Raw genomic sequence first — 25,945 nt, forward strand, 5'->3', positions numbered from 1 at the left:
TCGGGTGCGATCCTTGGAATAGACCCGCGTGAAGCTTGGCGCGATCCAGGGCCTGCGCGCCTTCGCGGCCCTCCTCGTTGTGGTCCATCACGGGCAGGTCGAGGCGGCGGCCCTGGCCCTGCGCGCCGGGCTTCCCTTCGGCCCCAGCACCGGGCTGGCGTGGTCGGCGGGCGTCGACGTGTTCTTCGTGATCTCGGGCTTCATCATCGTCCACGCGAGCGCCCCCCTCTACGGGCGCCCGGGGGGACGGGCGCGCTTTCTCGCCCACCGGATCGCCCGACTGGTGCCGCTGTACTGGCTGGTGACGGCCCTCTACCTCGCCCTCGTCCTCACCGTGCCGGCGCTCCTCAACGGCGCGGATTCCCCCGCGCCCGGCTACGTCGCCGCCTCGTTCCTGTTCTGGCCGGCCCTGCGCCCGGACGGCATCCCCCAGCCCCTGTACGGCCTCGGCTGGACCCTGAACTGCGAGATGTTCTTCTACGCGGTCTTCGCCGTCGGCCTCGGCTGGGGCCGGGGCCGGGCGGTGCTGTGGCTCGGCCTCGCCCTCGCCGGCCTCGTCGCCCTCGGCCGCCTGGTGCCCGAACCGCCGACGCCGCTCGCGTTCTGGGGCAGCCCCATCGTCCTCGAATTCGCCCTCGGCGCCGGCCTCGGCCTCGCCCGCGCGCACGGCCTGCGTTTGCCCGATGCCGCCCGGCTGGCGCTCGCCGCCACCGGCCTCGCCGGCCTCGCCGTCGCGGGCGAGCCCGGCGAGGCCCTGCGGCCCCTCGCCTATGGCGGGCCGGCGCTCCTGCTGGTGGCCGCCGCCGCCCTCGGGCGCGAGCCGCCGCCGGGGCGCGGGACGCGGCTCGGTCCGGCGCTCGTCGCCCTGGGGGATGCGTCCTACGCCCTCTACCTGATCCATCCCTTCGTCCTGCGCGCCACCCGCGAGGCGATCACGCGGCTGGGTCTCGCGGCACTCGTCGGCCCGTGGGGGGCGCTCGGCCTCATGCTCGCCCTGTCGGTGGCCGCGTCCCTGGTGGTCGCCCGCTTCGTGGAGAGGCCCATGACCCGGGCCGTCCGGCACCGGCTCGACCCCGGGGCCGGTGCCGGAACCGTTCAAAAACCGTGTGACGGCCCGCCGGGCGGAGTTTGCCGCACGCCCAAATCGCATTAGCCTCCGGTGTCTCGCGCCATCGAAGACCCCGCTGCGAAGGCCCCGCCGCCATGAAGACGCTCCTGGTTCCCGTCGCCCTGCACGACAGCCTGCCCTCGGTGTTCGAGACGGCGATCCTCGCCGCCCGTCGCTTCGGCAGCCTCGTCGAGGGCGTGTCCCTGCGCCCGGCGCTCGCCGAATACGTCCCCGTCGACATGGTCGGCGGCATGACCTGGCTGCGCGACGAGGAGGCCGACAAGGCCGAGGCCGAGGCCGCGGGCGGGCGCTTCGTCACCTTCATGCAGCAGGCCGGCGTGCCGCTCATGGCCGACGGGCCCTGCACCCCGGCCGGCATCGGCGCGGCGGGCCCGCGCTACCGCTGGCGCCCGGACGTTCCGGCGGGCGACGCGTTCCTCGGCCAGTACGCGCGGCTGTTCACCGCCACCGTGGTCGGGCGCCCCGGCACCGACGACGGCGCGCCGCGCATGACCACCTTCGAGACCGCCCTGTTCGAGAGCGGGCGGCCGATCCTCCTCGCGCCCCCCATCGCCCCCGCGACCCTCGGCGACGCCATCCTCATCGCCTGGAACGGCTCCACCGAGACGGCGCGCGCCGTGGCCTTCGCCATGCCGTTCCTGCGCCAGGCGCAGCGCATCCGGGTGATCAGCGTCGAGGGTGGCACCGTGCCGGGGCCGACCGCCGAGGAGCTCGCCCGTGCGCTCGCCTGCGAGGGCATCGACGCCGATCACCGCGCCCATTCGGCTGGGCGGCGCACGCCCGGCGAGGTGTTCCTCGCAGAAGCCGAAACCTTCGGTTGCGACCTCCTCATCAAGGGCGCCTACACCCAGAGCCGCCTGCGCCAGATGATCTTCGGCGGCCCGACGAGCCACCTGCTGACCCATGCGGGCATCCCGATGCTGATGGCGCATTGACGGGGCCGGAGCCCGCGCCGGCCAAGCGTATCCATATCGCGCGCAATTGACTTGCGCACGATCCGGAGGCGGGGCAGGCTCGCGGTCGGAATCGGCCACCGGTCGATGGGAAAGGCTCCACATGATCAGAACCGTCCGTACCGCCGTACTCCTCGCCACCACGGGCCTCGCCCTGAGCCTTCCGGCCCGGGCGGAAGCGCCGGTGGTGCGCATCCGCGGCACCATCGCGTCGGTGACGGACAATGCCATCACCATCAAGCCGCGCGTCGGCGACGCCATTCTGGTCCGCCTCGGCGACGGCGTCCGGGTCGCGGGTGCGAGTGCGGCCAAGATCGCCGACATCCTGCCCGACAGCTATGTCGGCACCGCCGCGACGCCCCAGGCCGACGGCACCCTGAAGGCCCTTGAGGTCGCGGTGTTCGCGCCCAGCATGCGCGGCACCGGCGACGGCCACTACCCGTGGGATCTCGAGAAGGAGAACACCATGACCAACGGCGCCGTCGGCGCCGTGACGGGGACGACCAACCGCACCATCACGGTGACGTATGCGGGCGGACAGAAGGTCATCACCGTGCCGGACGACGTGCCCGTGGTGGCCTTGGCCCCCGCCGATGCCGGCCTGATCAAGCCGGGCGCCCGCGTCGTCGCCTTCACCCGCGCCGATGCCTCCGGCACGGCGGTCGCCGATCGCATGGTGGTGGGCCAGAACGGCACCGTTCCGCCCATGTGAGTCCGCCCATGTGAGGTCGGATCGACGTGAGGTCGGATCGAAGGCGGGCGCGCCGGTGGCGCGCCCGGACGTGAAGAAGAACCACAACAGGAGAGACACGCCATGATGAAGAGCCTGCTGACCGGCCTCGCCCTGACCCTGACGATGGCCGCCACCACCGCGCGCGCCGACGACATCGTGCGCTACCGCGGCACCCTGGAGAAGGTCGACGGATCGACCCTCACCATCAAGCCGCGCACGGGCGACTCGATCACCGTGACCTTCGCGAACGACACCAAGATCCTCGCCGCCACCACGGGCCAGCTCGCCGACATCAAGTCGGAGAGCTACATCGGCACCGCCGCGATCCCGCAGCCCGACGGCACGCAGAAGGCCCTGCAGGTGACGGTGTTCGCCTCCTCCCTGCGCGGCACCGCCGACGGCCACTACCCGTGGGATCTCGGCACCAACTCCACCATGACCAACGGCGCGGTGGGCACCCTCTCGGGCACCGAGGGGCGCACTCTCCTGGTCAAGTACCAGGGCGGCGAGAAAAAGGTGACGGTGCCGGAAGACGTGCCCGTGACCCTCGTCGACCCCGGCGAGAAGAGCATCTTGGTGCCCGGCTCCAAGCTCGTCGCCTTCACCAAGAAGGGCGCAGACGGCACCCTCACGGCCCCGATCCTCATCGTCGGCCGCAACGGCACCGTGCCGTCCATGTGAGGCACCAAGGTAGAACCCTCCCCCGCAAAGGGGGGAGGGACCTGCGCTCCGCGTCACCGAGCGCGGCCTGTCCTGTTGACCGAGCCCCCGATGACCCTGGTTCCTGAGCCCCCCGCCCGCGTCGTGGTGATCCACCCCTTGGTGGTGCGCCTCACCCACTGGATCAACGCGGTGGCGGTGTTCTGCATGCTGTTCAGCGGTTGGGCGATCTACAACGCGTCGCCGCTCTTCCCCTTCGCCTTCCCGAAATGGGCGACCCTGGGGGGCTGGCTCGGCGGGGCCATCGCCTGGCACTTCGCCGCCATGTGGTTGTTCGCCCTGAACGGCCTCGTCTACGTCGCCTACGGGCTGGCGAGCCGGCACGTAGCCCGGACGTTCCTGCCCTTGAGCCCCGGCGCCGTGTGGCGCGACGCGAAGGCCGCGCTGACCTTCCGCCTCGCCCACCGGCTGGGGCAGTACAACGCCGTGCAGCGCCTCGCCTACGCGGTGGCGTTCCTCCTCGGCGCCCTCCTCCTCGCCTCGGGCCTCGCCCTGTGGAAGCCGGTGCAGTTCCAGGGGCTCGCCGCCCTGTTCGGCGGCTACGAATGGGCGCGCCGGGTGCATTTTTGCGCCATGGCGGGCCTCGTCGGCTTCATCGTCCTTCATCTCGCCCTGGTGATCGTGGTGCCGAGCACCCTCCGGGCGATGATCACCGGCCGTGCCCGCGTGACCCCTTCAGAGACGCAAGCATGACCCGCGATCCGCAAGACGTTGCCCGGCTCAAGGCCCTGCGCGCCGACCTGCAGCCCGAGCTGGTGAAGCTGGAGCGCCGGGCGCTCCTGCGCTCGGGCCTGTCGCTCGGCGCCCTCACGCTGCTCACGGGCTGCGACCTCTCCACGGGCTCCAACGGCAACGCCGCCGACCGGGTGCTGTGGGCCATGTCGAAGTTCAACGACCGGGTCCAGGGCTGGCTGTTCGACCCGAACACGCTCGCGCCGACCTACCCGGCCTCGATGATCGACACGCCGTTCCGGTTCAACGCCTACTACCCGCCGGACAACATCCCCGAGGTCGAGGGCGCCGACTGGAAGCTCGAGGTGACCGGCCTCGTCGCCGACAAGACCCCCTGGACCCTGGAAAAGCTCCGTGCCCTGCCGCAGGAGAGCCAGATCACCCGCCACGTCTGCATCGAGGGCTGGAGCCAGATCGGCCAATGGAGCGGCGTGCCCCTGCGGGCGTTCTTGGAGCGGATCGGCGCCGATCTGACGGCGAAATACGTCGGCTTCAAATGCGCCGACCGCTATTACGGCAGCCTCGACATGCCGAGCGCGCTGCACCCCCAGACCGTCCTGGCCCTCGACTTCGCCGGCAAGGAACTGAGCCCCGAATACGGCTACCCGCTGCGGGTGCGCGTGCCGACGAAGCTCGGGTTCAAGAGCCCGAAATACATCGCAAGCGTGTTCGTCACCAACGATTATCCGGGCGGGTACTGGGAGGACCAGGGCTACAATTGGTTCAGTGGGATCTGAGCCGAACGTACGAGCGGATTCCCGTCACGTCGTCCCGCCGGTCGCGGGCGGCGGGGCGAGGCGGTCGCTGAGCGACTGCTCGTACTGGATGAGGTCCTTGCAGCGCTTGAGCGCGCGATAGAGTTCGCGGGCCGCCACGAACTCGTGGATGTCGCGGATGTACGGCGCCGTCGTCGGCACCGCCTCCAACAGGGCGTTGGCCTGCCGCACGAAGATGTCCTCGGCTTCCGGCGTCGGCTCGGCGAGGTACAGCACCGTCAAGGTGACGTAGAGGCGCTTGCAGGCCGTGTCGGCCTCGCTGTCCAGGATGATGTCGCTCTCGCGCAGGAAGTTCGTCACCGTCTCGATGACGAAGGAGGAGCGCCGCGATCCGTTGCGGATCGCCGTGCCGCCGATCAGCAGGCGCTCGAACGGTTTCAGTTCGATCTTGAGGGGCATGGCGTCTCACGGGCGGCAGGGTCTCGCCTCCTTCCTCGGCGATCATGGTTAACAAAGCCTGAAGGCGCCGCCACGCCAATCCGGCTAAACCTTTGATGGATCGATGGATTCATCCAGGTCCACGGCATTCGACCGACGCACGACACCCCGCGTTCATCACAACATTTAACAGGATCGCAAGAGGGACGTGGTCCTGTGGCGCTGTCTCCAAAAACGGAGACGCACCGATCAGAATGGATCGAAACCAATGTCCTCCGGCATCACCCTTTCGGCCGCGACCCGCCAGAACCTGCTCTCGCTGCAGGGCACCGCGGACCTTCTCTCGACCACCCAGAACCGCCTTTCGACGGGCAAGAAGGTGAACTCGGCCCTCGATTCGCCGGTCAACTTCTTCACCGCCCAGTCGCTGAACTCGCGTTCGTCAGGCCTGTCGAGCCTCCTCGACGGCATCGGCAACGGCATCCAGACCATCCAGGCCGCCAACAAGGGCATCACCAGCCTGACCAAGCTGACCGACCAGCTGAAATCCACCGCTCAGCAGGCCCTCTCGGCCACCTCGGCGTTCACCGCCAAGGCTTCGCTCACCTCTACCGCACTCACGGGTGCCGTAGATTCGAACCTTCTCTCGACCGGCCCGACTCAGGCCGTGAGCACGGCTCTGGGCAGCGGAACCGCGACCCGTGGTGTGAAGACCGGCACGGTCGATCTGTCGACCACCGGCAACATCACAACGGCACTCGGGTCCGGCAAAGCTTTCCAGATCGATGGTGTTGACATCAGCATCAAGGATACCGGCGCGTACACCACAGCGAGCTTGGCAACCGAGATCACGAGTCAGTTGGCGGCGGCTGGTTCTACGGCAACTGTCGGTGTATCGACCAACTTCCTCGCAGTGACGGGTTCTACGGACGGCGCTGCCGTATCGATCACCGGAGCGGATGCGGCTTCTCTGTTCGGCGCCACGCCGGGCAATACGACCGCCAACGTCCTGAAGCCCGTCCAGGCCACCAAGGTCGCAGCCCTGGGCTTCGCCGACGGCGACACCTTCTCGGTTAACGGTTCGAACGTCACGGTCTCGAAGTCTGATACCTTGGCGACTCTCTCAGCGAAGGTGGTCGTTGCAACGAACGGTGAGGTGAAGGCCAGCTTCTCCGACGCAAACCGTCAGTTCACGTTCGAGGCCAAGGACGCCAAGACTTCGGTGAACCTCGGGAACGGCTCGACCGCAACCGCCCTCGTTGCTAACCTCGGTTACACCACGACCACGCAGTTTGCTTCGGGCAAGGGCAACGGTACCGCCTCCGCCCTGAACAACGACACGCTGACGGTCACCGTTGGCACGGGCACGACGGCTAAGACGGCTTCGCTGTCCTTCGGCACCGGCGCCGGGCAAATCTCGACCCTCGACCAGCTCAATGAGAAGCTTGGCACCGCGAACGCTCAGGCCACCATCGACTCGGCTGGGAAGATCTCGATCTCTACGACCAACGATTCCGGCTCGCAGGACCTGAGCGTCAGCGGCACGGCGACCGGGACCGGGAATACCTTCCTGTCCACGTCGTCGAAAGCCACCATCGGCGGCGACGGCCTCACAGCCCGCAACAAGCTCGTCACTGACTACAACAACCTCCTGACCCAGATCGACCAGCTGTCGAACGACTCGGGCTTCAACGGCGTCAACCTGCTGAAGGGCGACCAGCTCAAGGTTTCGTTCAACGAGGCGCAAAGCTCGTCCATTACCGTTCAGGGCAAGGCGACGAGCTCCGACACCCTCGGCCTCAAGGCCGTGACCAGTGAAAACTTCAAGGACAACGCCTCCATCAACGAGGTGTTCAGCTCGATCCGTTCGGCCGGTGACAGCCTCAAGTCACAGGCCTCGACCTACGCCTCGAACCTCTCCGTGGTCCAGAACCGCCAGGACTTCTCGAAGAACCTGATCAGCGTCCTCGACACCGGCTCAGCCAACCTGACGAACGCGGACCTCAACGAGGAAGCCGCCAACTCCCAGGCCCTGTCGACCCGCAACTCCCTGGCGATCTCGGCACTCGGCCTCGCCAACACGGCGCAGCAGGGCATCCTGCAGCTGCTCCGCTAAGCCAAACGCCACCGGCCTTCGGGCCGGCGGTCCGCACGACGACGAAAGGCCGGGGCGGTGCGCCCCGGCCTTTTCGCGTTCGAGGACCGGCGTCGACGGAAAAGTCCGCCTACTCCACCGGCGACACCAGTACCTCGGGCAGTTGGAGGTGGAGTGGGTCGTCCCGGGTGCCGAGGCCGCGCGCGGCAATCTCGGCCTGGGCGGCGTAGGCGGCGATGAGGCGGGGGCCGAGGTTCGGCACCTCGACCTTGCCCGAGGGTGCTCCCTCGGCGTTGCTGCCGGAGACGATGGTCAGCCGAACGGGTCCGCCCACCGGCGCGTCGATGGCGAGGCTGATGGCGCAGGCGACGGATTCGGACGTGGTGTCGAGGCATTCCGACACCACCTCGGCGACGATCATCCCGAGGGCGTTCGCCGTGCGCGGCTCGACGAGGCTGGTGCCGGTTCCGCCGATGGTGACGCCGATGCGCCCGGCACGCCGCAGCTGGCCGAGGCCGGAGGCGAGGCGGTGGAGATAGTCGCGCAGGTCGATGGAGGCGATGTGGGGCGCCTCGTGCAGGTGCTGCTGCACCAGGGCGATGGCCCGCACCCGCTGGCCCAGGGCCTCGAAGCTGCCGCGGCAGGGGGGCGGCGCCGCCCGTCCGTAGAGGCCGATGAGGCTCACCATCACCTGGAGATTGTTGCGCACGCGGTGGTAGACCTCCGCGAGGAGCGCCTCCTTCTCCACGAGGGCGCGCTCGGAATGCTCCCGCGCCTCCTTGCGCTCGGTGATGTCGAAGCTCGTGCCGATGTAGCCCTCGAACGCCCCGTCGCGGTGGAGCGGGCGGCCGGTGTCGAGGAGCCAGCGATAGGCGCCGTCGTGGCGACGTAGGCGAAACTCCACCGTGAACGGGTCGCGGGCGGCGAGCGCCGTCTCGAACACCGACGCGTGGGCGGCCTCGTCGTCCGGATGGAGGCCGCGGCGCCAGCCCCGGCCCCGCTCCTCGGCCGCGTCACGGCCGGTGAAGGCGAGCCAGGATTCGTTGTGGTGGACGGCGTGGCCCCGCGTGTCCGTGCGCCACATCATCAGCGGAACGAAATCCGCGAAGCGTCCGAAAGGGTCGCCCGCCACCGCGTGGCCCGGCCCTGCCTCGCTCAACGGGGTGTCCGCGGCCATGTTCGTCCCGATCTACCGTTTCACACTGGCCCCACCACGCGCCAGACGCCGGTCAACGTGCCGTCCCCCGCCCCGTTCCGATTCGCCCTGCGGGTTCGGCGGTTGTCCCCGTCGAACACGGGAAAGCCCCTGCAGATGCCCTTGCAAGAGAGGCCCTTGCAAGAGAGGCCCTTGCAAGAGAAGCGCCGAACGGCAGGTCCGGCCCCGGGGGCCTCAGAGCATGCTGGGCAGGATGCGGTCCGGCGGGCGGTGGCCGTCCATGAAGATCTTGATGTTGATGATCACCTTCTCGCCCATGTCGGTGCGGCTCTCGTGGGTGGCCGAACCCATGTGCGGCAGCAGCACCACCTTGCCGGCGCGCGCGAGCTTGACGAGGCGGGGGCTGACGGCGGGCTCCTGCTCGAACACGTCGAGGCCGGCCCCCGAGACGTCGCCGGCCTCGATGAGGCGGGCCAGGGCCGATTCGTCGATCACCTCGCCGCGGGCGGTGTTGACCACGATGGCCTCGGGCTTGAGCAGCTTGAGGCGGCGGGCCGACAGGAGGTGGTAGGTCGCCGGCGTGTGCGGGCAGTTCACCGACACGATGTCGACGCGCGCCAGCATCTGGTCGAGGGATTCCCAGTAGGTCGCGTCGAGGTCGCGCTCGATGGTGCCCGGCACCCGGCGACGGTTGTGATAGTGGATCTGCAGGCCGAACGCCTTGGCGCGGCGTGCCAGCGCCTGGCCGATGCGGCCCATGCCGACGATGCCGAGGCGCTTGCCGGTGATGCGCCGGCCCAGCATCCACGTCGGCGACCAGCCCGAATCCCAGGCGTCGTCGGGAATGATGCGCGCGCCCTCGGTGACCCGCCGGGCCACCGCCAGGATCAGCGCCATGGTCATGTCGGCGGTGTCCTCCGTCAGGACCCCGGGGGTGTTGGTGACGGTGATGCCGCGTTCCAAGGCGGCGGCCACGTCGATGTGATCGACGCCGTTGCCGAAATTCGCGATGAGGCGCAGATTCGGGCCGGCCTGGGCGAGGAGCCCCGAATCGATCTCGTCGGTCACCGTCGGCACGAGGACGTCGGCCTCGCGCAGGGCGGCCGCGAGGGCCTCGTGGCTCAGGGGTTTGTCGTCGGTGTTCGGACGGATCTCGAAGAGTTCGCGCATGCGCGTCTCCACCACCTCCGGGAGACGCCGGGTGATCACGACCAGCGGCTTGCGCTTGAGCGACTGCATGCACCCTCCTCGATGCGAGCGATCCCCGGCGCGCCCTGCTCGGGTCCGGTCGGGTCGGCTCGCCCATGTTCCGGCCCGGCACCGGCGTGGCGGCTTACCGCGCGTTAACCACGCATCGGCCAGAACCACGTATCGATCCGGACGGATAGACGCGACGGGGGTTGGAATGGGCGGCAACCCGCTCTCCAGCCCCGACGGCCTCTCTACCAGAGAGGCGACGGAACACAATGCGCGCCACGGCGGCCGGGGGCGTCGGCCCGGCCCCGTCCGCGCGGTTCGAGGACATGGACGATGGCGCCTGCCGAGACCCTTTTCAGAACGCTTTCCAACACGCCGGCCCGTGCTTTCGCCCCGGCCCTGCTCCTCGGGTTCGCACTCGCGGCCGGAAGCGCCAACGCGGCACCGCCGCCACCGCCCACGCCGGGCGCCGGCGTCGGTTCGAAGACCGGCCTGCCCCTGCCGCGCTACGCCAGTCTCAAGACCGACCGGGTGAACCTGCGGGAAGGCCCGTCGAAGGATCACCGCACCCTGTGGGTGTTCCAGCGCGCCGGCCTGCCCGTGGAGATCGTCGCCGAATTCGAGACCTGGCGCCGCATCCGCGACTCCGAGGGCACGGAGGGCTGGGTGTTGCATTCGCTGCTGTCGGGGCGGCGCACCTCCATCGTCACGGCGGCCAAAGCGGGCGCGAAAGGCGAGACCAGGCCCGAGACGCCCCTCTACGCCCGCGCCGACGACGCGTCCGGCGAGCAGGCCCGCCTGCAGGCCGGCGTCATCGGCAGCGTGAAGAGCTGCACCGGCGCGTGGTGCCGCGTCGTCGTCGCCCTGCCCCAGAAGGGCGGCGACGTCGACGGCTACGTCCGCCAGGAACGGCTGTGGGGGGTCTACCCCTACGAGAAGGTGGAGTAGGCCCAGCCACGACCTACGGACAGCCAACGAAAAAGGCCCGGCGAACCGGGCCTTTTTCGTGAACGGGAAAGATGCCTGAAACCGATCAGGCCTTGCGGGCGACCGGACCGCGGCGGCGCAGGCGCACGATCACCTCGACGCCGGCGATCTCCATGCCCTCGGGGGCGTCGGGGAGCGAATCGACGGTGATGCCGCAATCGGGCATGTCGAGAACCTGACCCTCGTCCTCGAGGAAGAAGTGGTGGTGCTCGCTCGGGTTGGTGTCGAAGTAAGCCTTCGACCCGTCGAGGGCGAGCTGGCGCAGGAGGCCGGCTTCGGTAAACTGGTGCAGGGTGTTGTAGACGGTCGCCAGCGACACCGGCACCTTGGCGCGCATCGCCTCGTCGTACAGCATTTCCGCCGTGAGGTGGCGGTCGCCGCGCCCGAACAGGAGCCAGCCGAGCGACAGGCGCTGGCGAGTCGGTCGCAGGCCGGCCCGGCGCAGGCGATCGCGCAGGTCGGAGAGCGGGCAGCCGCGCCGTCCGGCGACATCGCCCGACGGATTGGAGGTCCGTGCGTTCAGCATGGCCTGCAGCGGCAGCATGTTGGGAATCGCGGTGGCTGACATTTCACCCAAACTTCGGTCTTCGCAGAGTCATTTATACGGAACCCGCGTCAGGGCCGCAACCCGAAGCCGCAGCGTTCGCTCCACGCCGGCCAAGCTGTGGACGCATGACGGGCACGGGGCAGCCCGGAGCCGCCCTGACCCGAGCCCGGCTGCACGCGGGATCGCCCCGGGCCGGCGAAATCCGCATGGGGGACGCACGCACCTTTGAGGCGCTGTGACGCTGTGTTAACGAAGCGCCGCCTTCCTGCCCGGTCCGGCCTCGCGAGGCTGCGCGTCGCGCCCGGCGGACACCCCATCCTCGAGGACCGATCCCCTCATCATGTCTTCCGTCTCCGATCCCACCGCCCCCACCGGCACCCCGGCCCCCGCCCGGGCGACGCAGTACTCCTACGAGGACTTGCTGGCCTGCGGGCGCGGCGAGCTGTTCGGAGCCGGCAACGCCCAGCTGCCCCTGCCGCCGATGCTGATGTTCGACCGCATCGTCTCCATCGGCTCCGAGGGCGGCGCCCACGGCAAGGGCCACGTCCTGGCGGAATTCGACATCCGGCCGGACCTCTGGTTCTTCGGCTGCCACTTCAAGAACGATCCGGTGATGCCGGGCTGCCTCGGCCTCGACGCCCTGTGGCAGCTCGTCGGCTTCCACCTCGGCTGGCTCGGCGCCCCCGGACGCGGCCGTGCGCTCGGCGTCGGCGAGGTGAAGTTCACCGATCAGGTGCTCCCCACGGTCACCAAGGTGGTCTACGGCATCGACATCAAGCGGGTGCGCCTCGGCAAGCTCGTGCTCGGCATCGCCGACGGCTGGCTCGAAGCCGACGGCACACGGATCTACGAGGCCAAGGACCTGCGCGTCGCCTTGTTCCAGGCGCAGGGCTCGGCCGCCGCGTGACGCCTTCCCGTTGAGATCGGGGCGGCCCCGTCTTAACTGACCATCAACAGGGTGCCGACCGAAGCACCGGCGGAGTAGAAGCGGTCCATGCGGCGTGTCGTGATCACCGGGATGGGCATCGTCTCGTCCATCGGCAACAACACCGACGAGGTCTTGGCCTCCCTGCGCGAGGCCAAGTCCGGCATCGGCCACTCGGCGTCCTATGCCGAGCACGGCTTCCGCAGCCAGGTCGAGGGTCGGCCGAGCCTCGACCCCGAAGGCGTGGTCGACCGCCGCGCCATGCGCTTCCACGGTGGCGGCACCGCCTGGAACCACGTCGCCATGGATCAGGCCATCCGCCAGTCCGGCCTCGAGCCGGGCGACATCTCCAACGACCGCACCGGCATCATCATGGGTTCGGGCGGCCCGTCGACGAAGGTGATCGTTGAATCCGCCGCCATCGCCCTCGACAAGGGCCCGAAGCGCGTCGGCCCGTTCGCGGTGCCCAAGGCCATGTCCTCCACCGCCTCGGCGACCCTAGCGACGTGGTTCAAGATCAAGGGCGTGAACTATTCCATCGCCTCGGCCTGCGCGACCTCGAACCATTGCATCGGCAACGCCGCCGAGATCATCCAGGGCGGCCGCCAGGACATCATCTTCGCGGGCGGTTGCGAGGACCTCGACTGGACCCTGTCGGTGCTGTTCGACGCCATGGGCGCCATGTCGTCGAAGTACAACGACACCCCGTCCCGGGCCTCGCGCGCCTACGACGTCAACCGCGACGGCTTCGTCATCGCGGGCGGGGCCGGCGTGCTGGTGCTGGAGGAATACGAGCACGCCAAGGCACGCGGCGCGACGATCTACGGCGAGATCGCCGGCTACGGCGCCACCTCGGACGGGCACGACATGGTCGCGCCGTCGGGCGAAGGCGCGGTGCGTTGCATGCAGCAGGCCATCGGCGGCCTGAAGGGCGCCCCCATCGACTACATCAACCCGCACGCCACGGCGACGCCGGTGGGCGACGCCAAGGAGATCGAGGCGATCCGCGAAGTCTTCGGGAACGGCGAGGCCTGCCCGCCGATCTCGGCGACGAAATCGCTGACCGGCCATTCCATGGGTGCCACGGGCGTGCAGGAAGCGATCTACTCGCTCCTGATGATGAACAACGACTTCATCTGCGAGAGCGCGCATATCGACGAGATCGACCCGGCCTTCGCCGACATGCCGATCCTGCGCCAGCGCCGGGACGGGGCCAAGCTCGGCCATGTCCTGTCGAACTCATTCGGCTTCGGCGGCACCAACGCCACCCTGGTGCTGAAGAACGTCGACGCCTGACACTTCGCCGTCCCCCGGATGTCGGAGTTCCAACGTCCGGGAACCGAAAGAGTCGGACTGCGTTTTCCCTGCAACACGCAAGGACGAAACGCATGATGTGGTTCACCCTGGGCACCGTCGGTGGATTGGCCGTCACCGGTCTGGCGGCCGTCTACGCCAAGCAGGCCCTGATCGATTGGGCGCGCGCCGACACCAACGGGTATTTCTAGCCGCGTTCGCTCCGCGTACGGCGACCAAGCCTCATATTTTTCCGTGAGAGCCGCTTCCGTGACGACGGAATCGGCTCTTTGTCGTTGGGCGGCCGCGTTTTCCCCACGTTCGTCGGGTCCACCGGACCGCGAAACGCTCTAAGCTCCCGTCACAGGGATCAGAGCGACGGCCGGAACGGCCCACGCCCACGGGGAAACGCATGACGGGTTTGATGACGGGGAAGCGCGGCCTCATCATGGGGGTCGCCAACAATCACTCCATCGCCTGGGGGATCGCCTCCGCCCTGCACAAGCACGGCGCCGAATTGGCGTTCACCTATCAGGGCGAGGCCCTGGGCCGCCGGGTGGCTCCCTTGGCAGCCTCCCTCGGCTCGGACACTGTGATCCCGTGTGACGTCGAGGACATCGCCTCCGTCGACGCCGTGTTCGAGGCCCTGGACAAGCAGTTTCCCGAGGGCATCGATTTCGTCGTCCACGCCATTGGCTTCTCCGACAAGAACCAGCTCAAGGGCCGCTACGTCGACGTCACCACCCGCGAGAATTTTTCGCGGACCCTGACGATCTCGTGCTTCTCCTTCACGGAGATCGCCCAGCGCGCGGCCAAGCGCATGCCGCGCGGCGGGTCGCTCCTGACCCTGACCTATGGCGGCTCGACCCGGGTCATGCCGAACTACAACGTGATGGGTGTGGCCAAGGCCGCCCTGGAAGCCTCGGTGCGCTACCTCGCGGGCGATCTCGGGCCCGACGGGATCCGGGTCAACGCCCTCTCGGCCGGCCCGATGCGGACGCTCGCCGGCGCCGGCATCGCCGATGCCCGGCTGATGTTCAACCACCAGAAGGCCCACGCCCCGCTCCGCCGCACGGTGACCCAGGAGGAGGTCGGCGGCTCGGCCGTCTACCTGTTGTCGGACCTCTCCGGCGGCGTCACCGGCGAGGTCCACTTCGTCGATTCCGGCTACAACATCATTTCGATGCCGCGCCCCGACGTGCTCCAGGCCCAGGACGAGGCCGGCCTGATCGACGCCGTCTAGGCTCGGTTCGGCGGGAGGTCGCGGAACTCGGCCCCTGTCCCGCAAAGGGGGAGCAGGGGCGTGGTCCGGTCCCCCGCTCAGTCCTCTGCGTCGGACGGACGCTCGATGGTCGGGGCCGCCGGCAGCGTCACGACCGAGCGATGGGCCGCGGGCCGGATGAGATCGTCCGACGGGATCAGGGTGATGCTGGCCGAGACGAGACCCGCCATGGCGCGGAGCTCGTCGGTCTGGCGCGGGTCGCGGGCGACGGCGGATGCCTCGCGCTCCAGGCGGACATTGCAGGCCCGAGACGGCAGACCGCCGGAGGGCGTGCAGGCGTCGTGGCGGGCGCAGGCCGCGTCGAGGGCGTCGATGGGCGGCAGCGGCGCGTTGTTGCCGGGGCCGCAATAGTTGCCGTGGACCAGCAAGGGGCGGTCGAGGCCGGCGGCGGGCTGTGCCGTGGCGGGGGAGGCCAGGGTCGCGGGCAGGGCCAGCGCGGCCAGGAGTGCGAACGGAGCGGTACGGGAGAGGATCATGGAGCGTAGACCATAGGTTGAGCAAACCACCCCCTCAGGTGATCTGTTGCGGCGTCCGTCCTTCGAAGGACGCTACCCCGTCTCAAGTTTTCAGCCCTCCGTCGGTTCCGAGGCCGGGGGGTCGCCGTTCGCCACAGGTGAAATCGCGAGGGCCTTGCTCGGTCCGGTTGCGAGGGCGGCGCTCTCCTTCAGGGCGACGCCCGTCACCCCGCGCCGCAGGGCTTCGCGGACGAGCCAGACCAGGGTGTCGGCCGCCCGCTCCGTGGAGAGGCCGCCCCGGCCGTGGATGTTGGAGATGCAGTTGCGCTCGGAATCGCGGCGGCCCGGCCGTGGCGCGTGGGTGAGGTAGATCCCGAGGCTGTCGGCGACGCTGAGGCCCGGACGCTCGCCGATGAGGACGGCGCAGAGGCGCGCGCCGAGCGCGTGCCCGATGGGATCGCCGAGGGCGACGCGGGCCTGGCACGCCACCACGATGGGCCCCACCGACACCCCGTCGAGGCGGGCGAGGCAGGCCTGGACCAGGGGCGCGGCCTGGGCCTGCACCGCGATCGCCGACAGGCCGTCGCCCACCACGAAGACGAGATCGACCGGACCCGCCCCGCCTCGGAGGGGCGTGTCGGGGTCGAGGATCCGGCCGAGGTCGGGCCGGCGCAGGTAGGTCGCCCGGTCGGGCGCGGCGCTGCGGACCTGCAAGACGGAATGGGGCTGCAACGCCGCCGCCAGGGCCTCGGTGTCTAGGGCGGCGTGGACGGCGTCGCGGGCCTTCGCGTGGGCGAGCTGGAAATCGAGGACCGCGTCCAACGGCATCGCGTCGCCCCGGCGCCCCAGCCCGATGCGGGCCGAGGTCGCCGCCCGCAGGGTCGCCCAGCGATCGCCGGCGGGGACGGGCGCGTCGTCGCTCACGCGACCCGGCTCGCGCGGTCCATGAGCCGGGCGAGGCTCGGATGCCGGGGTTCGAGTTCGCGGATGCCGCCCTCCGGCGTGGTCAGGCCCATGCGGTCCAGCCACGCCTCGAATTCGGGGGCCGCCAGGACGCCCAGGGTGGCGCGCAGGGTTAGCACGTCGTGGAACGACAGGCTCTGGTAGTTGAGCATGATGTCGTCGGAGCCCGGCACGGCGATGAGGAAGCTGCAGCCCGCCACCGTCAGCAGGGTCATCAGACCGTCCATGTCGTCCTGGTCGGCCTCGGCGTGGTTGGTGTAGCAAACGTCGCAGCCCATCGGCAGGCCGAGCAGCTTGCCGCAGAAATGGTCTTCGAGGCCGGCGCGGGCGATCTGCTTGCCGTCGTAGAGGTATTCCGGGCCGATGAACCCCACCACGGTGTTGACGAGGAGCGGCCGGAAGGCACGCGCCACCGCGTAGGCGCGGGCCTCCACGGTCTGCTGATCGACGCCGTGATGGGCGTCGGCCGAGAACGCCGCGCCCTGGCCGGTCTCGAAATACATCACGTGGTCGCCCACCGTGCCGCGCTTGAGGCCGCGCGCCGCGTCGTGGGCCTCGGCCAGCACCGTGAGATCGACCCCGAAGCCCCGGTTGGCGGCTTCCGTGCCCGCCACGGACTGGAACACGAGATCGACGGGCGCGCCGCGCTCCAGAATCGGCAGGGCATTGGTGACGTGGGTGAGCACGCAGGTCTGGGCGGGGATGTCGTAGTGCTGGCGCAGCTCGTCCAGCATCACCATCAAGTCGCGGGCGTTCTCGACGCTGTCTGTGGCCGGGTTGATGCCGATGCAGGCGTCGCCGACGCCGAACAGCAGGCCGTCGAGGACGGAGGCCGCGATGCCGCGCGGGTCGTCGGACGGGTGGTTCGGCTGGAGCCGGGTGCCGAGGCGGCCGGGCAGGCCGAGGGTGGTGCGAAACGCCGTCACCACCCGGCACTTGCGCGCCACCACGATGAGGTCCTGCGCCCGCATGAGCTTCGAGACCGCCGCCACCATCTCGGGCGTCAGGCCCGGCGCCAGGGCGGCGAGGATCTCGGGCGTGGCCGCATGGGACAGGAGCCAGTCGCGAAAGCCCCCCACGGTGAGGTGCGCGATCGCGGCGAAGGCCGCCGCGTCGTGGGTGTCGAGGATGAGCCGGGTGACCTCGTCCGCCTCGTAGGGCACCAGGGCCTCGGCGAGGAACACGCGCAGCGGCAGGTCGGCGAGCACGCGCCGCGCGGCGATGCGCTGGGCATCGCTGGTGGCCGCCAACCCGGCCAGCTCGTCGCCCGAGCGCAGGGGCGAGGCGGCGGCGAGCACCTGCTTCAGGTCGGCGAAGGTGTGGCGCTCGCCGCCGAGATCGCACCGGTAGGCCATGGCCGTTTCCCCCGCGCCGAGACCGTACGAAGCCACAACCCGGGCGGGGTGTCGAGGTCGCCCCACGCGATCCCGTGCGTCCGGCGCGCGCGGCTTCAGGGCTGCGGGGCGGGCGCCGGCTCGACCGCCGGCTCCTGGCGCCGGGCCGCCTCGATTTCCTGGCGTCGGGCCGCTTCCTCGGCCTCGCGGGCGCGGGCCTGACGCGCGGCCTCGGCGGCGCGCTCCGCGGCGGCCTTGAGGCGGGCCTGACGGGCGGCTTCCTCCGCCGCGAGCTTCTCGGCCAGCGCCTTCTCGGCGGTCAGCTTGTCCGCATAAGCCTTCTCGGCGGCGGCACGGGCCCGGTCCATCTCGACGCGGGCGCGGCGGCGCTGGCGCTCGGTCTGGTCGGCCTCCATCGCTTCGATGCTTTCGAGCTCGCGTTGCAGCACGAGGGTGGCGAGACCGTTGGTCGAGGGACCCGCATCGACCTGGCGTTCCGGGTTCGCCACCGGCCCGGAAAAGCCGAGCTGGATCGCCGGCGGTCCTGCGGTCCAGGCTTTCGGGGCCGACGCCGCCGTGAGGGTGCCGCGCGCGTCGAGGCGGCCGGTCCGCAGGTCGAGGCCGAGGGTGCCGTTCCAGCGCGCGGGCCCGAGATCGAGGGTCAGGGGGCCGCCCCGCAGGGTTCCGCCCACCAGGGTGACGGGCGTGGTGACGGGGCCGGGGGCGATGAGCGGCGCCTTTCCGAGTTCCTCCGTGACGAGGGCCTGGAGACGGCCTTCGCGCAAGGGGTCGTCCTCGGCGAGCGCCCGGTCGAGGGCACGGGTCAGGCCCATGGGGTCGGCGCCCGGCAGGGTCAGGTCCGCGAGGGTGAGGGTGCCGCTGCCCCCGAGGTTGTTGGCCAGGGCCGCGAGGGTCTCGCCGGAAGTGCCGAACCGCAGGGTCGCGCCGAGGCGCCCGGAGACCGGACCGGTGCCGACGAGGCCGGCGAGCCCCGCCTCGCTCAGGGTCCCCTCCCCCGCCACGGCGGCCGCGCCGCCCTGGCGCGACAGGGTGACGGCGCCCGTGAGCCGCCCGCCCGCCAGGGTGCCGGCGAGGTCGGTGAGGCCGAGGGTGCCGTCCTCCCAGTGCGCCGTGAGGGTGGTGCCGGTGGCGACGTGGCCGCGTCCGAGGTCGAGGCTGTCCACCGCGAGGGCCAGGTCGATGCGGGGGCGGACGGGCGGCGGGGCGGCAAAGCGCACGAACGCCGCGTCGGCACCGGCCTTCGCCTCCGTGGGGATCACCAGGGCGGCAGCGAGCGCCGGCAGGGACAGGCGCCCGAGCTTGGCGCGCCCGGAGATCTGGCCCTCCGGCGCGATCCCGATCTCGGCCGAGACGGCGGTTCCGGCGAGCCGCCCGGTCACGCCCAGGCGGGCCTCGTCGCCGGCCCGCGACAGGGCGACGGTGAGGTCGGCCGGCAGGCCGATGGGAAGGGGCGCGGTACCGGAGACGAGGGGCACGAAAGGGGCGATGTCGGGGCTGCCGAGGCGGATCTCGCCGCTCCGCGCAGCGCCGTACCCGGCCCCGGCCTCGGGTCCGAGTAGGATCGGCCGGGTGGTGGCGAGGGTGAGGTCGGCCACCGTTCCCGTCATCGAGAGGACGAGCCCGGCGGCCTCGCCCTCGGGTCCGGCGGCGCGGGTGCCGGCGAGATGGAGACGGGCGGGCCGGGCCAGCGCCGGAAGGTCGGCACGGCCGAACCAGGTGGCGGCGGACGGGGCCGCCAGGGTGAGGTCGAGGCTCGCGATGCGGCCGGCGCGGCTCACGAGGTCGAGGTCGAGGCTGCCGCCCGCCGCCTGTCCCTTGGCGGTGGTACGCAGGGTGTCGGGGGCGCCCGCGTCGCGCTGCAGGGTCAGGTCGAGATCGAGGGCGCGGTCGCGAAACGCCGGGGGGACGAGCCGGCTTTCCGCGATCCACACCCGGTCGAGGAGGGCCATCAGCGGCGCGGCCACGGGGGCCGAGACGCGGCCGGCGATGCGCCCGGCCCCGTCGGCGTCGATCCGGCCGGACAGGCTGGCGTTGGCACCGGCGAGATCCGTCACGTCGAGGCTGTCGATGGCGAGACTGGCCCCGTCCGATTGGATGCTCGCCGCGATGGTGCCGTTGCCCGAGGCCACGCCCGCCGGGCCGTAGCGCACGTCGCGGGCCTGGAGCACGAGGCCGAAATCGTGGCCCTGGAGGTCGGCCAGGGCCCCGCTGAACGACGGCAGGGCGGCGATGTCGACGCCTTGCGCGGCGAGTTGCGCATCGACGCGCCCGCGGGCGCCGGGCTCGGCGGCGCGGTAGCGCGCGTTGCCGGTGATGCGCGCGGCGCCGAGGTCGAGGCGCAGATTGCGCAGGGACACGGAGAGCGGCGCGGCCGAGAGGTCGGCGGAGGCGACGATGGGGCGCCCGTCCATGAGGGCGACGCCCGGACCCTCCACGCCGAGCTTGCCGAGATAGCGCCCGAAGGCCTCCGAGGCCGGCGCGTCGAGACCGAGGCGCCCGGTGAAGCGGAGCCCCGGATCGGCGTCGATCTCGCCCGACGCGGTCAGGGCGGCGGCCCCCGGGGCGGTGACGGAGAATCGCTTCAGGAGGAGGCCGCCCGAGCGCTCGAAGGTGCCGGCCAGGGCGAGGTTCGACCAGTCGTCGAGGCCGAGCGACAGGCTGTCGACGGCGAGTTCGACATCGACGCTCACCGGCAGGCTGATCCCGGCCTTCGGCGGGCCCCGCGCGATGAGGGCCTGGCCCGCGGCCGAGAGCAGGAACGCGTCGAGGTCGAGGCGGCGGGCCCCGAGCGAGAGGGCGGCGCGGCCGTTGCGGGCATCGACGCGGCCGGAGCCCGACAGGCGCAGGGCGCGGCCACCCGGATCGATGTCGAGGTCGAGGGCCTTGAACCGGGCGGTGGTGCCCCGCGCCGTGAACGCACCGGCGAGCGACACCGGCAGGTAGGCGCCCGCCGCCTGGGCCGGCGGACCGATGACGAGGCGGGCCGTGCCCTCGGCCTGCGGGATCACGGCGCGTTCGCCCGGCCCCGCGGCCTCCGCGCCGGCCTCCGCGAGGGACAACTTCGCGTCGATCTCCGCATAGGGCTGGGTGTCGCCGCCCGCCGAGAGCTTGACCGGAAGGACGCCCTCCGGCGTCGGCTCGCCCGTGGCGACCCGGAACGGCACGCCCCGGCTGGTGCCCTCCGCCCGCCACGGACCGGTGAGACGCGGGGCGGAGACCCGCACGCCTTCCGCGTAGATCTGGTCGGTGCGGCCCGTCGCCGGCACCTGGGTGGTGATGAGGAGCTGGCGGACCTGGAGGTCCTCGATGGCGAGGTCGCGGTCGCCGAGCCCGCCCGTGAGATCGGCCGGCACCAGGATCGCCTCGCCCTCGGTGACGGGCAGGCGGATCTCGGCCCGCCCGATCCGGGTCTCGGTGAACCGCACGGCGCCGGTGATCAGCGGGGTGAGCGCCACCTCGGCCTTCACGAAATGGAGGTCGAGGGCGGGCCGGTTCGGTGCCTGCCCGAGGCGCAGGCGATCGAAGCGCAGGCGCGGCGAGGGCAGGAGCCGGACCTCGAGGCGGCCGGCGCTGCGGGCCGGCAAGCCGAGCGACCGGGACACCAGGCCGTCGATGAGGCTGCGCTGCCCCTCCCAGGCCACGAAGGGCGGGATCGCGAGGGCCGCGACGAGGAGGAGGACGATGAGTCCCGCCAGCGCGGTCAGGATGTCACGCACGCGCGTCTCGTTCCGCAGCGCCCCCGGAGGCGGGGCCGTTCCACGGGATCCACGTCCCGTCCGAGGGGCGGCATACCACACCCGCCGGGCTTGTGCGTACCCGTGGCGGATGCAGGCGCCCGCTCCCGACGCCGCCCCACCGGGACGCGGCGTCGGTGCCGGCGCGTCACAGCTTCAGGCGCTTGAACACCGGCTCGGGGATGGCGCGGATCACCATCATCACCAGGGCCCAGACCGGGCGGACATAGACCACGTCGCGCCGGGTCACCTCGGCGCCGCGAAACAGGGCGGCGGCGACCTCGGCGGCCTCTGCGGTCAACGGCTTCGGCAACGGCATCCCCGCCGTCATCCGGGTGCGGACGAAACCGGGCTTGACCGTGAGCACGTGGACGCCGCGCGCGGCGAGGCGGTTGCGCAGGCCCGCCAGGAAGGCGGTGAACCCGGCCTTGGCCGCGCCGTAGACGTAGTTCGACGCCCGCCCGCGCTCGCCCGCCACCGAGGAGACGCCCACCAGGGTGCCGGAGCCCCGCGCGGCGAAGTGTTCGGCGAACAGGCCGAGCAGCAGGGCCGGCCCCTCGAAGTTCGACCGCATCACAAGGGCGGCGTCCGCCAGATCGGACTGCGCCCGCGCCTGATCGCCGAGCAGCCCGACCACGCTCACCACCGTGTCGGGCAGGCGCGGCAGATCGCGGACGAAGGCCGGGAAGGCCGCCGTGTCGGTGATGTCGAGGGCGACGACGGGAACCGGGCGGCCCGTGCGCGCCGTGAGGTCGGCGGCGTTGCGGGCGGCGCCCGCCGCATCGCGGGCGGCCAGGATCACGTCCCATCCGGCCCCGGCATAGGCCAGGGCCGTGGCATGGCCGATGTCGGAGGTGGCGCCGACGAGGAGCATGGCTTTGTTGGCGGGAGAGCTTTGGGTCATGCGGCCTCGGACGGGCTGGACGGGGAAGTACGGCGACCCGGCGGAACCCCGCTCACAGGCCGAGGCGCCGCGACAGGGCGGAGGCGATCCGGCCCTCGGCATCGATCTCCCGCCGCAGGGCGCGGAACCGCGTCGCGGCCGCGCCGTAGCCCGCCTCGAAGGTGTCGCGGCTCTGGCGTGCGTCCTTGGCGAGGTAGAGCCGCCCGCCCGCCGCCCGCACGATGGCGTCGAGGCTGTCGAGGAGGGCGCGGTTGGCGGGATTGGCCGGAAAATCGAGGGCGAGGGTGTAGCCGGGGAGCGGGAACGACATCAGCCCGCCCCCGGGTCCGAGGAGCTTCAGCACGGCGAGGAACGAGGGCGCCGCGTGGGAGACCCGGTCGAGGATCGCCGCAAGGGCGTCCCGGCTGCGCGCCTTCGGGATCACGCATTGGTGCTGCAGGAAGCCGCCCGCACCGTAGATGCGGTTCCAGTCGCGTATCCCGTCGAGGGGGAAGAAGTACGGCGCCCAGCCGACCAGGCGGTCCGGCCCAGCGCCGGCACGGCCGCGCGCGTAGTAGAGGGCGTTGAAGGCCCCGACGCTCCAGCGGTTGAGGGTCCGAGCCGGCAGGTCGAACGGCACCGTCAGGGCGCCGCGCCGCGCCGGCGGCAGGTGCGGTGCATCGGGGGCCAAGTCCGCGAGGTCGGCCAGGGTGGCATGCTCGCCGCGATAGATCAGGGCCCGTCCCTGTGCCGACCCACGCGCGAGGCCGTCGATCCAGGCGACGGCGTAGGTCGAGCGGTCGGCGGCTTCCAGGGCCCCCAGAGCGGCGTCGAGGTCGGGCGCCGCGACGGTCCTCTGGCGGATCCAGCCGGTCTCGATCCGGCGCAGGATGAGGGTCGCGCGCAGGATCGTGCCCGTCAGCCCCATGCCGCCTATGGTGGCGGCGAACAGGTCCGAGCCCGGCTCGCAGGTGCGAGCCGTCCCGTCCGGCAGGGCCAGGGTGAGGTCGCGCAGGTGGGCGCCGAAACCCCCGGCGCCGTGGTGGTTCTTGCCGTGGACGTCGGCCGCGATGGCGCCCCCCACGGTGACGAAGCGCGTGCCCGGCACCACGGCGGGGAAGAATCCGCGCGGCAGGAAGGCGTCGACGATGTCGGCGAGCAGCACCCCGGCCTCGACGGCGAGGTGCCGGGTCTCCGGATCGAAGGCGATCATCCGGTCGAGCCCGCGGAGCGCCAGGGTGGTGGTGCAGCCGAGCGCGGCGTCGCCGTAGGCCCGTCCGTTGCCGCGGGCGATGAACCCGGTCTCGGCCCGGTGGATCGGCGCCACGTCGCCCGGTGCCCGCACGGCGAGGAGCCGCGTCGCCCGGCGCGGGGTGCGGCCCCAGCCCGCCAGCTCCTGCGTGCTCATGGGGCGCGCGGCCCGAACACGAAGCGACGGTCGAGGCCGTACTTTACCGCGTAGCCGAGACCGAGTCCGACGAGGGCGCCCGCATACTTGGCCTGCGCGGTGCCCCAGATCGCGAAGAATCCGAACTCGAAGGCCCAGAACACCAGGGTGGTCGCCACGCTGAACAGGCCGTAGAGCGCGACCTTGCGGGCCTCTTCCGTATGGGTCCGCGAGGCGTCGAAGAACACAAGATGCTTGTCGAGGAGGTACTTGGCCACGAACCCGACGCCCGTGCCCATGACGAGGGAGGCCAGGAGCGGCGCCGCCGGGGCGATCCGGACGGTGGCTTCCTGCGCCAGCAGGTTGGCCGCCGTGGCCAGCACCGCGAAGCCGAGATAGCGCAGACCGAGGACGAAGGGCGCGGGGGCGACGGCGGCGGCGCTCATATGGCGGCGAGCACCAGGGCGCCCACGGTCGCCGCCGCGATCAGGCTGACGCGGTCGCGCAGGGCGAAGACGATGGGATCGTCGTGCATCATCCGGCGATGGGCGAGGAGCAGCGCGCGCGAGATCCAGTACAGGATCACCGGTCCGACGCACCACAGCAGTTTGGGCCGCGAATACAGCTGAGTCACCGCGTCCGACGACAGGTAGAGCGCCAGCACCACCACGGCATTGTAGCCGGAGGCTGCCGCCAGGGCGGCGACGATGGGCAGGTCGGAGAGTTCGTAATCGCGGTTGGCCGGGCTCGGCAGCCCGCGGTCGAGGCGCGCCGTCAGTTCGGTGTAGCGCTTGATCAGCGCCAGGGACATGAACATGAACAGCGCGAAGGCGAGCAGCCAATCGGACACCACGGCGCCGACGGCGACGGCGCCGCCCACCACCCGAACGGTGTAGAGCCCGGCCAGCGTCACTACGTCGATGAGCATCTTGCGCTTGAGGACGAGGGAATACGCGAGGGTGAGGGCGAAGTAGCCGAGGATCACCCCGGCGAACGCCGTCGAGACGGCGAGGCTCACCCCGAGGGCCGCGGCGAGCAGGAGCGGCACCGCGCCCATGGCCGCCCGCAGGGGCACCCGGCCGTCGGCCAGGGCGCGGTGGCGCTTCGTCGGATGCGCCCGGTCGGCCTCGAGGTCAATGAGATCGTTGACGAGGTAGACGCTCGACGCGCAGAGGGAGAACGCCACGAAGGCGAGGAGCGCGGCGAGGAAAGCCGGCCCGTCGAAGCGATGGGCCATGAGTGCAGGCACGAACACCAGGGTGTTCTTGGCGTATTGGTGGACCCGCAGGAGCCGGGCCCAGATCCGCGCCCGCTGCGCCCATCCGGTCCCGCTCTCGGACAGGAAAGTGGCGTCCGGCGCCAGCGTCAGGAGCCGCCGGCGCGTGGCCGGCGCGGGGCGCACGGCGACGGCCCGGCTCGCCCGGGCCCAGACCGGCAGATCGTCGCCGTCATGGCCGACGTAGTCGAACCCGCCCTCCCCGAACGCCGCGACCAGGCGCTCCGCCTTGGCGGCACCGGAGAGATTGCGGTGTATGTCGGAGGCGAACCAGCCGTCGAACAGGCCGAGATGGCGGGCGACCCGTTCGACCAGGGCCGCATTGCTCGACGAGGCGAGGTAGACCCGCCGGCCGGACGACTTCGCCTCGGCGATGCGGCCCAGCACCTCGACATCGTAGGGCAGGCGCCCGACATCGAGATCGGCCCCGCCGAGGTGATGCTTGATCGCCGCCTTGCCGCCCGGCACCACCCGCGCCAGGGCGAGGACGGAGCGGGGCGCGCCACCGATCTCGGAGAAGAAGCTCTCGACCAGGAGATCGCTGCGGATCAGGGTGCCGTCGAGGTCGACCACGAGGGGCAGGCCCGTGTCGGCCGCGCGACGCGGCGCGCGCGCAACCTCTGACCTCCGGATCCGAAGACGAGCTTGCCTGTCCTTGCCGGGAAGCCCGAATGCCGGGTTGGGCGATACCCTGTCCATGCGCGCTCGCTCGAGTCCGGATTCCGGAACAGCTTTCGCCCGAGAGCCTTAAGGGATCGTAACGGTTGCGGACGATGCACAGGGTCCGGACCCCCTCCCCATCCGCGGCGGCAGACCGATGACCGCCCCGCGAACGCGAACAGGCCGCCCTTTTGTGGGGCGGCCTGTTCGGTGTGATCGTCTGGAGGGGWTGTGATGTGCTGTGCAGGTCTGGCGGCGACCGACTCTCCCGTGTCTTGAGACACAGTACCATGGGCGCTGGTGCGTTTAACGGCCGAGTTCGAGATGGG

The 25,945-nt window shown here is 71.2% G+C and carries 23 protein-coding genes; 11 read left to right on the top strand and 12 right to left on the bottom strand.

What is annotated here, in order from left to right:
* The first annotated feature begins 43 nt into the window (after positions 1 to 43).
* The 6 genes from ASF27_RS14555 to ASF27_RS14580 all read left to right on the top strand — a co-directional run bounded on the left by ASF27_RS14555 (position 44) and on the right by ASF27_RS14580 (position 5,004).
* Positions 44 to 1,153, top strand: a complete 1,110-nt coding sequence (locus tag ASF27_RS14555) for an acyltransferase (protein WP_056361596.1) — start codon at positions 44 to 46, stop codon at positions 1,151 to 1,153.
* A gap of 50 nt (positions 1,154 to 1,203) precedes the next feature.
* Complete coding sequence (locus ASF27_RS14560) at positions 1,204 to 2,064, top strand: universal stress protein (RefSeq protein WP_056170577.1); 861 nt, start codon at positions 1,204 to 1,206, stop codon at positions 2,062 to 2,064.
* Positions 2,065 to 2,185: 121 nt separating this feature from the next.
* Positions 2,186 to 2,794: a hypothetical protein gene (locus ASF27_RS14565; protein WP_056170580.1), complete on the top strand. Its 609-nt coding sequence runs from the start codon at positions 2,186 to 2,188 to the stop codon at positions 2,792 to 2,794.
* Positions 2,795 to 2,896: 102 nt separating this feature from the next.
* A complete protein-coding gene (locus tag ASF27_RS14570; protein ID WP_056361230.1) occupies positions 2,897 to 3,496 on the top strand; it encodes a hypothetical protein in 600 nt (199 codons plus the stop codon).
* A gap of 90 nt (positions 3,497 to 3,586) precedes the next feature.
* On the top strand, positions 3,587 to 4,228 hold the full coding sequence (locus tag ASF27_RS14575; protein ID WP_056361233.1) for a cytochrome b/b6 domain-containing protein: 642 nt from the start codon (positions 3,587 to 3,589) through the stop codon (positions 4,226 to 4,228).
* Positions 4,225 to 5,004 (top strand): molybdopterin-dependent oxidoreductase, encoded by a 780-nt coding sequence (locus tag ASF27_RS14580; protein WP_056361236.1) that lies wholly within the window; start codon positions 4,225 to 4,227, stop codon positions 5,002 to 5,004. The genes ASF27_RS14575 and ASF27_RS14580 overlap by 4 nt, the downstream gene beginning before the upstream one ends.
* Positions 5,005 to 5,028: 24 nt before the next feature.
* Here the strand turns inward: ASF27_RS14580 and ASF27_RS14585 are convergent, their stop codons facing one another.
* Positions 5,029 to 5,442 (bottom strand): flagellar biosynthesis repressor FlbT, encoded by a 414-nt coding sequence (locus ASF27_RS14585; RefSeq protein WP_056361239.1) that lies wholly within the window; start codon positions 5,440 to 5,442, stop codon positions 5,029 to 5,031.
* A gap of 247 nt (positions 5,443 to 5,689) precedes the next feature.
* Here ASF27_RS14585 and ASF27_RS14590 point away from each other — a divergent pair, with 247 nt between their 5' ends.
* Positions 5,690 to 7,537, top strand: coding sequence for a flagellar hook protein (locus ASF27_RS14590; RefSeq protein WP_056361242.1), 1,848 nt, complete (start codon positions 5,690 to 5,692; stop codon positions 7,535 to 7,537).
* Positions 7,538 to 7,646: 109 nt separating this feature from the next.
* Here ASF27_RS14590 and ASF27_RS14595 read toward each other — a convergent pair whose 3' ends face one another.
* Positions 7,647 to 8,693 carry a PAS domain S-box protein gene (locus ASF27_RS14595; RefSeq protein WP_056361245.1) on the bottom strand — a complete coding sequence of 349 codons (1,047 nt, stop codon included), beginning with the start codon at positions 8,691 to 8,693 and terminating at the stop codon, positions 7,647 to 7,649.
* Between the two features lie 213 nt (positions 8,694 to 8,906).
* Entirely contained in the window at positions 8,907 to 9,911 is a 1,005-nt protein-coding gene (locus ASF27_RS14600; protein ID WP_056170601.1) for a D-glycerate dehydrogenase, read from the bottom strand.
* A 291-nt stretch (positions 9,912 to 10,202) separates the two neighbouring features.
* Between ASF27_RS14600 and ASF27_RS14605 the strand changes: the two genes are divergently transcribed.
* Positions 10,203 to 10,817, top strand: a complete 615-nt coding sequence (locus tag ASF27_RS14605) for an SH3 domain-containing protein (RefSeq protein WP_056170604.1) — start codon at positions 10,203 to 10,205, stop codon at positions 10,815 to 10,817.
* 85 nt (positions 10,818 to 10,902) lie between these two features.
* Here the strand turns inward: ASF27_RS14605 and irr are convergent, their stop codons facing one another.
* The gene (gene irr, locus ASF27_RS14610) at positions 10,903 to 11,409 is read right to left on the bottom strand and encodes a Fur family transcriptional regulator Irr (RefSeq protein ID WP_056170762.1); all 507 of its coding nucleotides are present in this window, start codon (positions 11,407 to 11,409) and stop codon (positions 10,903 to 10,905) included.
* A gap of 334 nt (positions 11,410 to 11,743) precedes the next feature.
* Here irr and fabA point away from each other — a divergent pair, with 334 nt between their 5' ends.
* The 3 genes from fabA (at position 11,744) to fabI (ending at position 14,864) form a co-directional block, all read left to right on the top strand.
* Positions 11,744 to 12,310 (top strand): 3-hydroxyacyl-[acyl-carrier-protein] dehydratase FabA, encoded by a 567-nt coding sequence (fabA, locus tag ASF27_RS14615; protein WP_056170607.1) that lies wholly within the window; start codon positions 11,744 to 11,746, stop codon positions 12,308 to 12,310.
* A gap of 87 nt (positions 12,311 to 12,397) precedes the next feature.
* Positions 12,398 to 13,624, top strand: coding sequence for a beta-ketoacyl-ACP synthase I (fabB, locus tag ASF27_RS14620; RefSeq protein ID WP_056170612.1), 1,227 nt, complete (start codon positions 12,398 to 12,400; stop codon positions 13,622 to 13,624).
* 409 nt (positions 13,625 to 14,033) lie between these two features.
* Positions 14,034 to 14,864: an enoyl-ACP reductase FabI gene (gene fabI / locus ASF27_RS14625; protein ID WP_056361247.1), complete on the top strand. Its 831-nt coding sequence runs from the start codon at positions 14,034 to 14,036 to the stop codon at positions 14,862 to 14,864.
* 77 nt (positions 14,865 to 14,941) lie between these two features.
* Here the strand turns inward: fabI and ASF27_RS14630 are convergent, their stop codons facing one another.
* The 8 genes from ASF27_RS14630 to ASF27_RS14665 form a co-directional block, all read right to left on the bottom strand.
* Entirely contained in the window at positions 14,942 to 15,379 is a 438-nt protein-coding gene (locus ASF27_RS14630; RefSeq protein WP_056170618.1) for a hypothetical protein, read from the bottom strand.
* A 90-nt stretch (positions 15,380 to 15,469) separates the two neighbouring features.
* Positions 15,470 to 16,282, bottom strand: a complete 813-nt coding sequence (gene eutC, locus ASF27_RS14635; RefSeq protein ID WP_082479181.1) for an ethanolamine ammonia-lyase subunit EutC — start codon at positions 16,280 to 16,282, stop codon at positions 15,470 to 15,472.
* A complete protein-coding gene (locus tag ASF27_RS14640; RefSeq protein WP_056361250.1) occupies positions 16,279 to 17,676 on the bottom strand; it encodes an ethanolamine ammonia-lyase subunit EutB in 1,398 nt (465 codons plus the stop codon). Before ASF27_RS14640 ends, eutC begins: the two co-directional genes overlap by 4 nt.
* Positions 17,677 to 17,771: 95 nt before the next feature.
* Entirely contained in the window at positions 17,772 to 21,392 is a 3,621-nt protein-coding gene (locus tag ASF27_RS14645) for an AsmA family protein (RefSeq protein WP_056361254.1), read from the bottom strand.
* A 166-nt stretch (positions 21,393 to 21,558) separates the two neighbouring features.
* Positions 21,559 to 22,314: an SDR family oxidoreductase gene (locus ASF27_RS14650; protein ID WP_056361258.1), complete on the bottom strand. Its 756-nt coding sequence runs from the start codon at positions 22,312 to 22,314 to the stop codon at positions 21,559 to 21,561.
* A gap of 52 nt (positions 22,315 to 22,366) precedes the next feature.
* On the bottom strand, positions 22,367 to 23,701 hold the full coding sequence (locus tag ASF27_RS14655; protein ID WP_056361260.1) for an FAD-binding oxidoreductase: 1,335 nt from the start codon (positions 23,699 to 23,701) through the stop codon (positions 22,367 to 22,369).
* Positions 23,698 to 24,126 (bottom strand): GtrA family protein, encoded by a 429-nt coding sequence (locus ASF27_RS14660; RefSeq protein WP_056170633.1) that lies wholly within the window; start codon positions 24,124 to 24,126, stop codon positions 23,698 to 23,700. The genes ASF27_RS14655 and ASF27_RS14660 overlap by 4 nt, the downstream gene beginning before the upstream one ends.
* Complete coding sequence (locus tag ASF27_RS14665) at positions 24,123 to 25,655, bottom strand: UbiA family prenyltransferase (RefSeq protein ID WP_082479183.1); 1,533 nt, start codon at positions 25,653 to 25,655, stop codon at positions 24,123 to 24,125. Before ASF27_RS14665 ends, ASF27_RS14660 begins: the two co-directional genes overlap by 4 nt.
* Positions 25,656 to 25,945 lie beyond the last annotated feature (290 nt).

The organism is Methylobacterium sp. Leaf102 (assembly GCF_001422425.1).
In the GTDB taxonomy this organism is placed as follows: Bacteria; Pseudomonadota; Alphaproteobacteria; order Rhizobiales; family Beijerinckiaceae; genus Methylobacterium.